This is a genomic window from Bartonella sp. LB28NMGDW (genome assembly GCF_042194435.1).
Taxonomy (GTDB): domain Bacteria; phylum Pseudomonadota; class Alphaproteobacteria; order Rhizobiales; family Rhizobiaceae; genus Bartonella; species Bartonella grahamii.
Map to the genome: position 1 here is coordinate 130,879 of NZ_JBHIMX010000003.1, position 12,394 is coordinate 143,272.

General features: G+C 40.0%; 20 protein-coding genes. 1 reads left to right on the forward strand and 19 read right to left on the reverse strand.

What is annotated here, in order from left to right; all coding sequences use genetic code 11:
- Nucleotides 1-8: 8 nt before the first annotated feature.
- The 19 genes from virB10 to ACFIKG_RS03335 form a co-directional block, all read right to left on the reverse strand.
- A complete protein-coding gene (virB10, locus tag ACFIKG_RS03245) occupies nucleotides 9-1,178 on the reverse strand; it encodes a type IV secretion system protein VirB10 (RefSeq protein ID WP_375625279.1) in 1,170 nt (389 codons plus the stop codon).
- 27 nt (nucleotides 1,179-1,205) lie between these two features.
- Nucleotides 1,206-2,060: a P-type conjugative transfer protein VirB9 gene (virB9, locus tag ACFIKG_RS03250; protein WP_375625280.1), complete on the reverse strand. Its 855-nt coding sequence runs from the start codon at nucleotides 2,058-2,060 to the stop codon at nucleotides 1,206-1,208.
- Between the two features lie 2 nt (nucleotides 2,061-2,062).
- The gene (locus ACFIKG_RS03255) at nucleotides 2,063-2,734 is read right to left on the reverse strand and encodes a virB8 family protein (protein WP_375651747.1); all 672 of its coding nucleotides are present in this window, start codon (nucleotides 2,732-2,734) and stop codon (nucleotides 2,063-2,065) included.
- Nucleotides 2,731-3,015, reverse strand: a complete 285-nt coding sequence (locus ACFIKG_RS03260) for a type IV secretion protein VblB7 (protein WP_375651748.1) — start codon at nucleotides 3,013-3,015, stop codon at nucleotides 2,731-2,733. The genes ACFIKG_RS03255 and ACFIKG_RS03260 overlap by 4 nt, the downstream gene beginning before the upstream one ends.
- Nucleotides 3,016-3,021: 6 nt before the next feature.
- Complete coding sequence (locus tag ACFIKG_RS03265; RefSeq protein WP_375651749.1) at nucleotides 3,022-3,960, reverse strand: type IV secretion system protein; 939 nt, start codon at nucleotides 3,958-3,960, stop codon at nucleotides 3,022-3,024.
- Between the two features lie 46 nt (nucleotides 3,961-4,006).
- Entirely contained in the window at nucleotides 4,007-4,387 is a 381-nt protein-coding gene (locus ACFIKG_RS03270; RefSeq protein ID WP_375651750.1) for an EexN family lipoprotein, read from the reverse strand.
- A 65-nt stretch (nucleotides 4,388-4,452) separates the two neighbouring features.
- Complete coding sequence (locus ACFIKG_RS03275; protein ID WP_375651751.1) at nucleotides 4,453-4,656, reverse strand: hypothetical protein; 204 nt, start codon at nucleotides 4,654-4,656, stop codon at nucleotides 4,453-4,455.
- 26 nt (nucleotides 4,657-4,682) lie between these two features.
- Complete coding sequence (locus ACFIKG_RS03280; RefSeq protein WP_375651752.1) at nucleotides 4,683-5,060, reverse strand: EexN family lipoprotein; 378 nt, start codon at nucleotides 5,058-5,060, stop codon at nucleotides 4,683-4,685.
- Nucleotides 5,061-5,113: 53 nt separating this feature from the next.
- On the reverse strand, nucleotides 5,114-5,329 hold the full coding sequence (locus ACFIKG_RS03285) for a hypothetical protein (RefSeq protein ID WP_375651753.1): 216 nt from the start codon (nucleotides 5,327-5,329) through the stop codon (nucleotides 5,114-5,116).
- A 35-nt stretch (nucleotides 5,330-5,364) separates the two neighbouring features.
- Nucleotides 5,365-5,781: an EexN family lipoprotein gene (locus ACFIKG_RS03290; protein WP_375651754.1), complete on the reverse strand. Its 417-nt coding sequence runs from the start codon at nucleotides 5,779-5,781 to the stop codon at nucleotides 5,365-5,367.
- A gap of 65 nt (nucleotides 5,782-5,846) precedes the next feature.
- Nucleotides 5,847-6,038 carry a hypothetical protein gene (locus tag ACFIKG_RS03295; protein WP_375651755.1) on the reverse strand — a complete coding sequence of 64 codons (192 nt, stop codon included), beginning with the start codon at nucleotides 6,036-6,038 and terminating at the stop codon, nucleotides 5,847-5,849.
- A 35-nt stretch (nucleotides 6,039-6,073) separates the two neighbouring features.
- The gene (locus tag ACFIKG_RS03300; protein WP_375651756.1) at nucleotides 6,074-6,364 is read right to left on the reverse strand and encodes an EexN family lipoprotein; all 291 of its coding nucleotides are present in this window, start codon (nucleotides 6,362-6,364) and stop codon (nucleotides 6,074-6,076) included.
- 138 nt (nucleotides 6,365-6,502) lie between these two features.
- On the reverse strand, nucleotides 6,503-6,778 hold the full coding sequence (locus ACFIKG_RS03305; RefSeq protein WP_375651757.1) for an EexN family lipoprotein: 276 nt from the start codon (nucleotides 6,776-6,778) through the stop codon (nucleotides 6,503-6,505).
- On the reverse strand, nucleotides 6,778-7,158 hold the full coding sequence (locus tag ACFIKG_RS03310; RefSeq protein ID WP_375651758.1) for an EexN family lipoprotein: 381 nt from the start codon (nucleotides 7,156-7,158) through the stop codon (nucleotides 6,778-6,780). Before ACFIKG_RS03310 ends, ACFIKG_RS03305 begins: the two co-directional genes overlap by 1 nt.
- Complete coding sequence (locus ACFIKG_RS03315; protein WP_375651759.1) at nucleotides 7,155-7,424, reverse strand: EexN family lipoprotein; 270 nt, start codon at nucleotides 7,422-7,424, stop codon at nucleotides 7,155-7,157. The genes ACFIKG_RS03310 and ACFIKG_RS03315 overlap by 4 nt, the downstream gene beginning before the upstream one ends.
- Before the next feature lie 24 nt (nucleotides 7,425-7,448).
- Nucleotides 7,449-8,246, reverse strand: a complete 798-nt coding sequence (locus tag ACFIKG_RS03320) for a type IV secretion system protein (RefSeq protein ID WP_375651760.1) — start codon at nucleotides 8,244-8,246, stop codon at nucleotides 7,449-7,451.
- Complete coding sequence (locus tag ACFIKG_RS03325) at nucleotides 8,243-10,603, reverse strand: VirB4 family type IV secretion/conjugal transfer ATPase (protein WP_375626492.1); 2,361 nt, start codon at nucleotides 10,601-10,603, stop codon at nucleotides 8,243-8,245. The genes ACFIKG_RS03320 and ACFIKG_RS03325 overlap by 4 nt, the downstream gene beginning before the upstream one ends.
- On the reverse strand, nucleotides 10,603-10,926 hold the full coding sequence (locus ACFIKG_RS03330; RefSeq protein ID WP_015856920.1) for a type IV secretion system protein VirB3: 324 nt from the start codon (nucleotides 10,924-10,926) through the stop codon (nucleotides 10,603-10,605). Before ACFIKG_RS03330 ends, ACFIKG_RS03325 begins: the two co-directional genes overlap by 1 nt.
- Nucleotides 10,927-10,953: 27 nt before the next feature.
- A complete protein-coding gene (locus ACFIKG_RS03335; RefSeq protein ID WP_375626490.1) occupies nucleotides 10,954-11,304 on the reverse strand; it encodes a TrbC/VirB2 family protein in 351 nt (116 codons plus the stop codon).
- Between the two features lie 158 nt (nucleotides 11,305-11,462).
- Here ACFIKG_RS03335 and ACFIKG_RS03340 point away from each other — a divergent pair, with 158 nt between their 5' ends.
- A complete protein-coding gene (locus tag ACFIKG_RS03340) occupies nucleotides 11,463-12,206 on the forward strand; it encodes a nuclease (RefSeq protein WP_375648720.1) in 744 nt (247 codons plus the stop codon).
- The last annotated feature ends 188 nt before the right edge of the window (nucleotides 12,207-12,394 follow it).

Consider the following 12,394-nt stretch of genomic DNA (forward strand, 5'->3'; position numbering starts at 1 on the left):
TTATTGGCTTAATGAAAAAAGGAATAGCTGGTAGTAGAGCGGTTTCTTTTGCTCTTTACGACTAGTTTATAGACAGATGAAAAATCGAGATCTCTTGCTACAAAGATGTTGACGAGTTCGCCTTGAAATTTTTCTAGGGTAGGGGGGATGTTGATTTGATTTTCAAGGGCAATATTGGCGGCTTCTTTTCCAGTGTTGTTTGCGCCTTCAAAACCACCGCCTCCAGCATTGTTGGCACCTGCGTTGGAATTGTTTTTTGTTTTATTTGTTAGGGCGGTTGTGGCACCATCAATAACGGTGAGTAAAAGGGAAGAGCCAAAGCGTTCCCACCAATGGGTGTTGATGTTGCCATCAAAACCGGCTCTGCCTAAACTGTCGGTTGCTGGAGAGGCAAGGGGAATGATAACACCGGTTGGGGTTTTTGCTCTTGTCCAGAGCACAAAGAGGCGAGATTGACCTTGTTTTATTCCACCGCGGTATTCTCCAACGACTTGGGTTCCTTTATCAAGCAAAACAACGCGCCCATTGTCAGAGAGGATATCACGGTTGATGATGCAGCTTGCAAAGCCTGGTTGGTCGCTGTTTAATGCCGTTTCTAAGATACAGGGGATAGAGGTTCCCATGGCGATGATAAAGTTTCTATTGCCGATGAGTTTTGCTTTTGTTTCTTCTGTTGTGGTGGGTTTTAAGAGGGTTGCAAAATTTTGTGTGTTTTGAAGGGCAGGAGAATTTTGCGCATTCGCGAGATTTTCAAGGGCATGGAATTTTTCAAGGGGGTTGAGAGTGGTGTTGACGATGTCTTTTAATTGCGATTTAGAGCCTTTGGCAAAAGCGAGAACAGGGGCGCGTCTTGCGGCATCAAGTAGTGGGTCATCTTTTTTGGGTTCTTGTGCGAGTGGTTGTGGGGGTGGTAAGGTTATTGGCGCTATGTTTGCACGCGGGTCAGAGGGCGCGAGCTCTAGAGGGGCGAGGGAATTGTGAAAGTTTTGTGCTTGTTTTTTATGAGCTTTTGCGGTGTCTTTTTGTTCTGTGGGGGTGGATAAGATGTTCCAGAGCACATAGCCGCAGATTCCTATACAGGCGATTGCGACAACTATTTTTTTGCCGGCGGTTTTGGCACTATTGTTTTTGCCATCCCCAATAGATCCGCGATCTTCGATGATTGGTTTATCACTCATGTGTTGTCCCCTTCAATTCCCGCTTATTTAAAGATCTGATGCAACTTTACGTTCAACAGATGGTGAGGTTGTTCCGGTATTTGGATTGGTGCCTTTTGGTTGATAGGCTTCGTTAAAGACGCATAGGACGTTTTTTCCCTGTCTTAGGGTGAAGCGTGCGCTAATGGCATGGACAATAACCATGTTGCCTCTTGTGGTTTTGGGAACCAGCGATTCTGTACCGTCATTGCTGACAATGTAAATGGCAGGGATTTCTTGGTTGTCTGGAAATGTAAATGTTGTGGTTTTGCCATTGTCATAAACGGAGGAGGGTTCGAGCACGCTTGATCCTTGAGCGGTGTAAGCCCAATTGCGTGGTCCGTAGGTTTCAGAAGCGTTGAAGACATTATCGATACGCTGGGCTTGTTGTTTTTCTTGTCGCATAAGGGCTGCGAGTCTTCTTTGTTCTGCTTCTTCTTGTGGGTAGCGAAATTTCACAAGGAAATATGTTTCTTGTCCAGATGAAATTTCTCCATCTTTGACCATGAGTTCAAATTGATAGGAGCGCTTTGAGCCATCAAGCTTTGTGGTGACGACTTGGAGATTGGTAATGGGTTGGACTTCCCGCGCTTTAAGGAAAAGAATATTGCCAGCGGGGGCGACTTCCCATGCAACGCTGTTGCCAATTGCCACATGGGCAATTTCTTCATTGGGAGAAAATTCTATTTGTACCGATGAGCGTATGGAGCCAATAATTTTTGTGACATTATAGGCATCATAGTTGATAAAGCGAATGCGGCTATCGCTTGGCGCGCGGGTGGGAAAAATACTGGCATGGCTTATCGGTATAGGAGAGAGGGTAATAGCGATGTTAAGAATGAGAAAAAGAATTTTTTTTGTCATGATCAGTTGACCACTTCCGGATCGGTTCTATATTCATTAACAATAAACCCTAGAGGATTTATCAAACGGTTTTGGACAGAGATAGGGGCATTGATGTATTCAAAGGTAAGTGTTGCAACCCAGTGGGTGATGAATTCTTTGTTGTTGTCTTTGTCGTGAATGGTTTTGTAGTAACGCACTTGGGCGACATCGTCATTGATAAAGGAGATTGATTTTATTGTTATTGTAACGGCGGCGTGTTTATAGAGAATTTGAGGACTTTGGGGATTTCTTGCTCCATACCAGCTGGCAAATCTTTCCTGTTCTTCAGAAGAAGAGAGGAGGGAGATGGTTTGGAAATTGTGTTGTGTTTCTTCTGTGGTGAAGCCTTCACGGGAGCGGACATATTTTGCAGCAAAGTAGCGTGTGATTGCTTCGTCGACATTGGTGGGACCTTCTTTTAAGGCTTCCACAACTTCAACAATGCCGGTTGAGTTGTCTACACGGATGACAAAAGGTTCCACGGTTTTAAGGGGTGTGAGGGTGATGACCGCGAGAGAAGACATTATTGCAACAGCAACTGCGATGCCGGCAATGGCAAGCGAGGCGCGCGTGGTGCGGCGTGAGGCGAGCATGCGATCTTGATCGAACGAGCGCGCTTCAGCAATGTATTGTTCTATGTCTTTTTCTTTCATGCTTTTTGCTCGCAATTTTTGTAAGATTTGATTTCTTCATCCGTTAATTTTTGTGCCAGAAGCGTTTCCAGCTTGCCTTCTACGGATGAAGGGGTGTTGTTACTGATGATAATGGGTGTGGGCGTGGGTTTTTTCCCTTCCCAATTCCACATCGATCTGTTGAGTGGACGTTTAGAATATCCATCACACTTTGGGAGTGACTTCAGTGTGTTTGGTGAAGACACACAGCCACTGAGAAAGAGAAATGGTAAGATAATCCCAATTTTTTTAAATTCCCGCATTTGAACTTAGGCCTTTGCTAATAGTGATGCTAATTTTTTAACGCCCTTTGCTATCGTGTTGCCTGCAAATTTAGCAGCGCGAAAAGCTTCTTTTCCAGCGCGTTGCGTTCCAGTTATTGCACTTGTGAGAGAAGCACCCCCAGAGGCTAAAGCTGATGCTATATCAGGTAATTTTATGAAAAGGTAAATACCACAAAAGACAACAGCTGAGAAATTAATTAAGGAAAGCATTATATCTTTAAGACTTTCTGAGAAGATTTGCATTGCAAGATTGACATACATACCACCAAGCAACACGACTAATACCTGTAAAATGATGAAGTTTGCTGTTTGACCTAACCATGCTTCTGTAAAGCGCCTAGTTGGGGAAAACAGACCAAGGCTTATAAACAGTGGTCCTATTGATAGGACAAGAAACAAACCAAGTTTAGCGAACATTGAGACGATAAAACCAATTGCAGACATTAAAATAGCATCCACTAAACAGAAAAAACCAGCAATCCATGCGGCAAGAAACTTACCCGTGTTAGTCCATCCTGTGTACTGATCTGATGCGTCAAAAACGTGTGCACCAGCTTGTCTTAGCATATTGTCCCATATATTTTGATCCGAGTGTGCTGCACCTTGTGTGACATTTGCAATGGCATTCGGCAGATCATTGAAAAATATATCCCTGACCCACGCATTATAAAGAGCAGCGTTTGTGGCAAGTGCAACAATGATGCCAAGTTTGAAAGCTGTCGCTATAAATTCCCATAAGGGTGTGGAAGAACGCCCTGAGATGATATTGTACCCCATAAATATAATGTAGATTGTACATGATGCTTTAAGCGGGGCACTTAAACCCAATGAAAGATTACTAATAGTTTTATCCATTATCTCTTCAAGAGACTTCGTTACAAAATTATTCATATCAGTAAATATGGTTACATTTTCAAATGCCATTGCACGTCCATTTCATCAAATTTTTGCAAATATGATTATTTCTGATTTAATTATTATCTTGTTTTTGTTCAGCTCGTTCTTTTGCTTCTTGTTCGGCTTTAGCTCGTTTTTTAGCTTCAAATTCAGCTTTCCATTTTTCATATTCAGCTTTTTGTTTCGCTAGAAGTGCATCCATACCTTTCTTACGCTCTTCTGCCGCTTCACGTGCTCTTTCTTCAGCTTTTGCTTCATATTCTTTTTGAAGTTCTAAAAATGCTAAACGCATGTTTTCACAATTCTTTGAAGTTCCTGCGAATCCACATTTAGCATCCCACTCTAAGCGTAAATTTTTATCTTTTTTAAATTCTGCTACGCTATAGGTTTTTTCACATCCAGCAGCGATAATTCCAGTGCAAAGTAGCAATGTTGTTATGAGAACTTTATTCATAGATATTTCCCCTTCTTTCTTTCAGTTTTACAAGTTTTGAGCACAATCTTTAAATTCTGCTTGTGTTATCGGTTTTTATAACCAGTGATGATAAATCTAGGGCACAGACATAATGTTGCCATAAATATATTATAAAGTGCATAAACCTCTTTAAGTTGAGCAGCTAAAGCGCAATAGCGATGTGTAATGGTGCTATCCATTGTCTTTGTAATGGGATTCATCAACATATTATCTATATCAGTAAAGATGCCTTTGCTTTCTACTGCCATTGAGATGCTCCGCTCTTCATTATGTCTTAATTATTATTCTGTTGTTCTTCTGCCGCGCGCTCTTCTGCTTCTCGTTCGGCTCGTTCTTTCGCTTCTTGTTCGGCTTGTAATTTTTTAGTTTCAGCTTTTTCTTTGGCTACAAGTTCCTCGATCTCTTTGTTGAAGCGCTCTATTGTTTTACGATCGCTTTCTTCATCTTGTGCCTGACGTTCTTTCTGAAGTTCTAAAAATGCTAACCGCATGTTTTCACAATTCTTTGAAGTTCCTGCAAATCCACATCTAGCATCCCATTCTAGGCGTAATTTTTCATCTTTTTTAAATTCTGCGACGCTATAGGTTTTTTCACATCCAGCAGCGATGAGCCCTGTGCAAAGTAGCAATGTTGTTATGAGAACTTTATTCATCAATATTTCCCCTTTTTCCTTTCAGTTTTTGAGGCTTGAGCACAATCTTTAAATTATGCTTGTGTTATCGGTTTTTTATAACCAGTGATGATAAATCTAGAGCACGGACATAATGTTGCCATAAATCTATTGTATAGTTTGTAAGGTTCTTTAAGTTGAGCAGCTAAAGCGCAATAGCGATGTGTAATGGTGCTATCCATTGTCTTTGTAAGGGGCTCCATCAACATATTGTCTATCTTAGTGAATATGCCTTTGGTTTCTATTGCCATTGAGATGCTCCGCTATTTGTTGTGTATTTTATAATTTAATTATTATCTTGGTTTTGTTTAGCGCGCTCTTCTGCTTCTCTTTCGGCTTGTTCTTTTGCTTTTTCTTCAGCCTTTCTTTTTTCCATTTCAGCTTTTAGTTTTTTTATTTCAGCTTGCCTTGCTTGATGTTGAGCTTCCATTGCGGCGTCAAATCTTTCCATCGCTTTACGGTTTTCTTCTTCGCGTTCACGCGCTCTTTCTTCAGCTTTTGCTTCATATTCCTTTTCAAGTTCAAGTTGTGCTAATCTTAAGTTTTCACAATTTTTTGCAGTTCCTGCGAATCCACATTTAGCATTCCACTCTTCCATCAATTTTTTATCTTTTTTAAATTCTGCGACGCTGTAGGTTTTTTCACAACCAGCAGCCATAAGCCCTGTGCAAAGTAGCAATGTTGTTATGAGAACTTTATTCATAGATATTTCCCCTTTTTCCTTTCAGTTTTACAAGTTTTGAGCACAATCTTTAAATTCTGCTTGTGTTATCGGTTTTTATAACCAGTGATGATAAATCTAGGGCACGGACATAATGTTGCCATAAATCTATTATAAAGTGCATAAAGCTCTTTAAGTTGAGCAGCTAAAGCGCAATAGATGTTATCCATTGTTTTTGTAATGGGATTCATTAACATATTGTCGATATAAGAAAATACGCCTTTGGTTACTATTGCCATTTAGATACTTCGCTATTTGTTGTGTATTTTATAATTTAATTATTATTTTGTTCTTTCGCTTTTTGTTCTTCCTCAGCACGCTCTTTTATCCCAAATGTAGCGTTCCATATTTCTTTAGCTTTTGCCTGACGTTCTTTCTCAAGTTCTAAGAATGCTAACCGCATGTTTTCACAATTCTTTGAAGTTCCTGCAAATCCACATTTCGCATCCCACTCTAGGCGTAATTTTTCATCTTTTTTAAATTCTGCAACGCTATAGGTTTTTTCACAGCCAGCAGCGATAATTCCAGTGCCAAGTAGCAATGTTGTTATGAGAACTTTATTCATCAATATTTCCCCTTTTTCCTTTCAGTTTTACAAGTTTTGAGCACAATCTTTAAATTCTGCTTGTGTTATCGGTTTTTATAACCAGTGATGATAAATCTAGGGCAGCGACATAATCTTGACATAAATGTTTTTACTGATTTAGTTATTGCCTTTGTCTTGTTCTTTTGTTTTTTGCTTATTTTTATTTCCGTAAAGACGATTATAAAACTCACGAAAGTCTTTTCGCATATTTTCATGTAGTACTATTCGTACGTTTTGGCAGTTTATCGAATCTCCTGCTCCGTCACATCTAGCTGCCCATTCTCGGCGTAATTTTTCATCTTTTCTAAAATCTTCTACGCTATAGGTTTTTTCACATCCAGCGGTGATGAGCCCTGTGCAAAGTAGCAATGTTGTTATGAGAACTTTATTCATTATTTATTGTCCTGTTGTTGTTTAGCTTTAGCGCGCTCTTCTGCTTCTCTTTCGGCTTGTTCTTTTGCTTCTTGTTCAGCTTTAAATTTTTCATTCTCAGCTCTCATTTTTTCAATCCAAGCTTTTTGTTTAGCTTTAAATTCTTCATCTAGTTTGCGATTATGTTCTTCAGCTTTTTTCCGACGTTCCTTTTCAAGTTCTAAAGCTGCTACTCTTAGGTTTTCACAATTTTTTGAAGTTCCTGACCATCCACATCTTGCTCCCCATTCTTCCATCAATTTTTCATTTTTTTTAAATTCTGCGACGCTGTAAGTTTTTTCACAGCCAGCTGTGATGAGCCCTGTGCAAAGCAGCAATGTTGTTACGAGAACTTTATTCATGATTTATTGTCCTGTTTCTTTTCAGATTCTTGTTTATCGTCATTTGTTGAGCCAAAGCCTCTCCATTTTTTACGGGTTTCAAGTTCAGCTTGCTCTGCATTTTTACAATTTTTCGAATTCAAATCCCCTGACGTCAAACATTTCACTAATACTTCTTCCATCAGTTTTTTATTTTTTTTAAGTTCTTCTACGCTGTAGGTTTTTTCACAACCAGCAGCGAGAAGCGCTGTGCAAAGTAGCAATGTTGTTATGATGATCTTGTTCATATTCAAGCCCCTCTTTTTTCTCGTTTATTGACCACGAAGTGTTTTGGCTAAAGCTTTGTATCGTGCTTTAAATTCTTCCATTTCACGTCTTTCTGCCGCTTTTTCTTCTGCTTGTTGAATCATTGCGGCGGCTTGCATTTGAAGGACTTGTGTTTGGAGTTTTGCTTGTATCGCTTCTAGTTGTGCTTGAATGCCTTGAATTTTACCCGCATCTTCAGTACTTCCAAGTTCGTCAAGAAGCTTGGTAATTTTTTTTTGTGTTTCACTGGCTTCTTCGTAGACGTCTTGTCCTTTGGCTGCTTGTCCTACTACGCGCTGTTCAGCTTTTTTCACTTCCTCTGCGTAAAAAGCATCTACTGCCTCTTTTGATCCTGCGCCCCCCGCGGGCTCTTTGTATTTAAGTTCTTCTTGCCATTTTTGCGCGTTTTTGCTGCTGCTCCCGCCGCCACCGCCACCACCGCCGCCGCCGCCACCGCCACCGCCACTGCCCATCGATTGTTGAAAGTGGTTGAAATCTGAAGGGAGGGCGCCACTGCTCCCTTGCTTGTTAAACATGTCTTTCAATCCCGAGACGTCAGGCTTGACATTTAGGGAGTTATATAATTGTTTCGCTTGATCGAGCTGGCTCTTTAATTGCTCAAGCTGTTGTTTGCCTTGTTGAATTTGTTGTTTTGCTTTATCAACTTGTTGCTTCAATTGTTCAAGTTGCTTTCCCCCTTGCGTAAAAGATTGTAAATCGAATGTAGGCATTTGTGCGAAGGCATTTGTTTGAAAGCCAAATGAAGCTGCATAGACGGCTGTTGCCAATAAAAGTTTTTTCATTTCTTTGACCTTTCTTGAAAAATAGGAAGCCATTTTTCTGGAGATTGTCCAACTTCATCCATAATGGTCTCTAGGAGTTCAATATTCTTGGTGGTGCCGCTTAAAATGGCTATTTCATCATCAAAGCCGCGTAAATTTAGCTCTGCTACAACTGAACTTTGCCCTTGTTTGATGAGAAAACGCCGTGACTCACGGCTTAATTCTGATTGTATCAGGTTAAATTCTCTGTCCGATAATTTAAAACCTTCTACATAATCCCCATGATTGCCCTTTTGATTGGGAAAATAAATCTGTGTTGGACATTGCTCTATAATGGTGTGAGCAATGGTCGAATTGATTGCATCTTTGGGAGATTGTGTTGCAAACAACATCAAACCATTTTGTTTACGAATAGTTTTCAGCCTGTCTTGCGCAAAGGCTTTAAAGGAATCATCCTCTAAGGCTTTCCAAAACTCATCAATGACAATGATAATACGACGCCCATCAATCAGAGACAAAATCCTATGAAAAAGATACATCATTAAAGGTGGACGAATTTCATTATTGTCTAAAAAATCCGTCATGTCATAACCAATAAATTTTGCATCAATGCCAATGTCGTCATCAGGATTGTCAAAAACCCACCCTAAGGCATTGCCTTTACACCATCTTTCTAAACGACCCGATATCCCCTCCCTATGCGTGGTGTCAAAAAACATTTGTAAGGCGGAGATTGTCCGTTGTTCTTTTGGCAACAAGGCAAGCTGCTCAACAGCTGCCGTGATGTCTTGTCTTTCTGATTCACTGATCTTTTGATCTTCAGACGAAACAAGCTTTATAATCCATTGGCGTAAAAAAACTCTATCTGCTGGATTGTTATAGTCTAAGCCTTTTAGCGGTGCTATGCCTGTCGGTCTACCATTCTTCAAGGGCATATAAGTGCCGCCACCCGCTCTGACAAAAAGTTCTGCACCCCGATCTTTGTCAAAAAAGACCATATTGGGATCATGCTTTTGAAGTTGCGCTAAAAGAAAATTGACAATAACCGTTTTCCCAGAACCAGAGGGACCACAAACAAACGTATTGCCTAAATCACCAAAGTGAAAGTTAAAATAAAACGGTGAACCAGCAGAGGTTTTCATCAAGGCTACCGCTGGTCCCCATACATTGCCATCTATTTTCCCAACCGGAAAAGAATGAAAAGGAGAAAGCGCTGCATAATTGCGACTTGTTATTGCACCAGAGCGGGTGCGATAAGCATAATTGCCAGGCAATTGTGCCCACCAAGCTGCTGCTAACCCTAAATCTTCCCGCGCAATGACAGCCCCACCATCTGTGAGACGAGAACGCGCTTTGGCAAGATTATCTGCTAACTCTTGCGGCGTATCAGCAAAAACTGCCAATGATAAATGATGCTCCCCTAAAACAAAACGATTGGATTCAAGATCATCAAGCGCATCATCTAGCTCCATAATTTGTGAGCCCGCACGGTCTCCTGCATTGACCATTTGGTTTTGTTTGCGCCCCATAATCTGCTTGGCAATGTTTTTGCTCTTGAAAACAAAAGATTGGGTGAAGATAAACTCAAAGGGAAGGGTGAGCAAACCATCCGCCATGCCTACCCTGGTTTTTGCTGGATATTCTTTCCAACCAAACATGCCCGCAAACCGTTGTTCCGCCTCGGTGCGTATTTCTATGATCTCTTTCCCAAAAATGAGACGGTCTGAATAAACAGTCGATGCTATCGTCCCCCATGTGAGAGGGATACGTTCACGACGACCTCCCACCAATTGGTGGATAAACTCACTTTGCTGCGAATAAATATTACCTTCATGTTCATAAAGGCTCAGTCTTTTTGCACCATAACGCTCTAAATTTTGAATAAGATCTGTGGTAATATCTTCAAGCTTGCGAATGGACTCTGCATCAACTTCTGTCTTTTCTTGCTTGGCTTTGCCTAAACGTTTGAAAAACTCCACTAATTTATCCGTTTGATCAACGTGTGGATTCCACAAAATTGAAAGATAAAGATCATTGCGATAAAGCTCCTGTGAAACCATCCGCTCGCGATATTTATCATCTAATTGCTTGGCAAATGCCGATCTGAAAGTCCCATCCGGATAAACGGTTTCACGCTTTCTGATAATATGGCTATAAAGCGCTATCCGTTCATCCGCTATGTTTTTAAACAGATTATTGAGCTGTTCGTGAAGCACATTCAGATCAATAATATCCGCTGTCTCAAAGTTAATGCCTTCAAGTTTAATAACGGACATGAGAGCGCGTGAATCCAGCGCAATGATGTGTTTATTGACATGGCGCACATAAGGAATGATCGCTTCTGGCTGCTTTTCACGTTTGCGCTCTGTTCTATTCATTATAATTCCTCATAATTACGAATTAATCGTAATGGAGAAATACTTCCCCCACCCCATAGACTCGAATTTCTGGCAAAAATAGATGTCTTTTGCCATGTCAGAAGAATACGAAATTTGTTATGGTCATGCTTTAGGATTTCCTTGAATATGAAATGTAGCATCACACCAAAGGTGATAAGAAAAATATTGCCTGTCATAATGAACAACATCATCGTTCCTATCGCATTTAATCCCATAGCTTCCACCGTCACGCCCGCAATCATTGCAGGGCGTGTGCAAGCAAGAAATAACGTATCTTCTGTTAGCTTGTCGTGCTCTTTCATGGCTTTGAAAGGCTAGAGTTAAGCGAATTAAGACATAAACATTGCTGCGATTTGTGGTGCACCAAAAACAATGCCGATGCCAACACAAACAAAGAAAGCTTTACGCATTTCAACATAACCAGCAATCCATGCAAGCCCAATACCAGCAACCGCAATGGTTGCAATCGATTTTGCAATGTTTCCTGTTAAAGCTTTGACTAATTGATCAAGAGCAGTTTCAACTTTTCCAAAGTCACCTGCGGCAAATGCTGGTTCACTCAGTGCCATGAAGGCAATAAAAAGCATCAATGCTGCTGTTAACCATTTCTTTTGTGTGTTGGATAGAGTAGTTTTTTGTAAGGTATGTTCACAACTGAACAAATTATTCATGTTTTTCATGAAAAATTCCCCGCTTTATGTTTAAGTTGATCGTAAAATTAATATTCAAAATATTAATCATGAATCATATAAATGAAAAAAATAAATTTTTCTATTGATAAATTAACAATATTTAATCTTTTATTATTTAATGAACAAAAAATATAGTAATATTCAAAATGATACTTTTAAAATCTCTTAGAGCAGCGCCTAAATATATTGTCTTAATTTGTATTATTATTTGGGGATACTTTTATTTAAGTAAAAATAATGAAGAACTTACTCAAAATTCTTTTTTAAAAGGATCAGAAAAGACAATAGAAAATCCCGTTCAAAATCCGAAGTCACAATTGATAGATTATGCAAACCAACAAGATGTAAACCAACAAAATGTGGTATTGCATCCAGAACCATTGTCATCACAATTTTATGAAGAAAATGTGCCGGTTTATTCAGGTGCTATACAGGTTACAAGTGGTGTGACCTTTAAAATGATTACGCTTGTGGACGATGGATGGAGAAAAAAGATTATCCGTGATATCCGCTTATATGGTGTGGAAAGCTGTGAAATGAGGCAATTTGCCTCACGCAACGGAGTTAAGTGGCCATGTGGTGCTTTTGTTACTGCTTGGCTTGTCTCAAAAACAATCGATAAAAATGTTACTTGTCGGCAAGCACGTGTCATTCAACAGGTTCATTATGCACAATGTTTTGTGGACGGGGTTGATCTGGCACGTTTGGGGCTTGCAGAAGGGTTGATGGTGTTAACACAAGATCAGCATAATTTTCCATCTCCAGCAGACTATAAAACTCTACAATCTGCTGCTCAAAAAGCACAAAATGGCTTATGGTCGAGCAAATTTCAACAACCAGAAGATTGGCGAAGAGATCACGGGAGCTATAATCCCATTGACCATAATTAATATTGACCATTATTGATAAAGCGTCTTTTCAAGCGCTATTTAAAAATCAAGACAATATTCCATTACAAACTTTATTAGGTAAAAGTTAATCATAATCCACACAGTCCTTGGTGGACAACTCTCATGATGAAAAATTATTGTGTTTAAAGCTCGCGTATGCATATAGGTTGCTCACTACAGCGCTATGT

Excerpts from the sequence above, each read along its gene's own strand:
- ACFIKG_RS03270 (WP_375651750.1), bottom strand. The coding sequence starts at position 4,387 with ATGAATAAAGTTCTCATAACAACATTGCTACTTTGCACTGGAATTATC.
- ACFIKG_RS03300 (WP_375651756.1), bottom strand. The coding sequence starts at position 6,364 with ATGAATAAAGTTCTCATAACAACATTGCTACTTGGCACTGGAATTATC.
- ACFIKG_RS03335 (WP_375626490.1), bottom strand. The coding sequence starts at position 11,304 with ATGAAAAACATGAATAATTTGTTCAGTTGTGAACATACCTTACAAAAA.
- ACFIKG_RS03290 (WP_375651754.1), bottom strand. The coding sequence starts at position 5,781 with ATGAATAAAGTTCTCATAACAACATTGCTACTTTGCACAGGGCTTATG.
- ACFIKG_RS03265 (WP_375651749.1), bottom strand. The coding sequence starts at position 3,960 with ATGGCATTTGAAAATGTAACCATATTTACTGATATGAATAATTTTGTA.
- ACFIKG_RS03330 (WP_015856920.1), bottom strand. The coding sequence starts at position 10,926 with ATGAAAGAGCACGACAAGCTAACAGAAGATACGTTATTTCTTGCTTGC.
- ACFIKG_RS03255 (WP_375651747.1), bottom strand. The coding sequence starts at position 2,734 with ATGAAAGAAAAAGACATAGAACAATACATTGCTGAAGCGCGCTCGTTC.
- virB10 (WP_375625279.1), bottom strand. The coding sequence starts at position 1,178 with ATGAGTGATAAACCAATCATCGAAGATCGCGGATCTATTGGGGATGGC.
- ACFIKG_RS03320 (WP_375651760.1), bottom strand. The coding sequence starts at position 8,246 with ATGAAAAAACTTTTATTGGCAACAGCCGTCTATGCAGCTTCATTTGGC.
- ACFIKG_RS03325 (WP_375626492.1), bottom strand. The coding sequence starts at position 10,603 with ATGAATAGAACAGAGCGCAAACGTGAAAAGCAGCCAGAAGCGATCATT.
- ACFIKG_RS03275 (WP_375651751.1), bottom strand. The coding sequence starts at position 4,656 with ATGGCAGTAGAAAGCAAAGGCATCTTTACTGATATAGATAATATGTTG.
- ACFIKG_RS03315 (WP_375651759.1), bottom strand. The coding sequence starts at position 7,424 with ATGAACAAGATCATCATAACAACATTGCTACTTTGCACAGCGCTTCTC.
- virB9 (WP_375625280.1), bottom strand. The coding sequence starts at position 2,060 with ATGACAAAAAAAATTCTTTTTCTCATTCTTAACATCGCTATTACCCTC.
- ACFIKG_RS03260 (WP_375651748.1), bottom strand. The coding sequence starts at position 3,015 with ATGCGGGAATTTAAAAAAATTGGGATTATCTTACCATTTCTCTTTCTC.
- ACFIKG_RS03280 (WP_375651752.1), bottom strand. The coding sequence starts at position 5,060 with ATGAATAAAGTTCTCATAACAACATTGCTACTTTGCACAGGGCTCATC.
- ACFIKG_RS03295 (WP_375651755.1), bottom strand. The coding sequence starts at position 6,038 with ATGGCAATAGTAACCAAAGGCGTATTTTCTTATATCGACAATATGTTA.
- ACFIKG_RS03340 (WP_375648720.1), top strand. The coding sequence starts at position 11,463 with ATGATACTTTTAAAATCTCTTAGAGCAGCGCCTAAATATATTGTCTTA.
- ACFIKG_RS03285 (WP_375651753.1), bottom strand. The coding sequence starts at position 5,329 with ATGGCAATAGAAACCAAAGGCATATTCACTAAGATAGACAATATGTTG.
- ACFIKG_RS03310 (WP_375651758.1), bottom strand. The coding sequence starts at position 7,158 with ATGAATAAAGTTCTCGTAACAACATTGCTGCTTTGCACAGGGCTCATC.
- ACFIKG_RS03305 (WP_375651757.1), bottom strand. The coding sequence starts at position 6,778 with ATGAATAAAGTTCTCATAACAACATTGCTACTTTGCACAGGGCTCATC.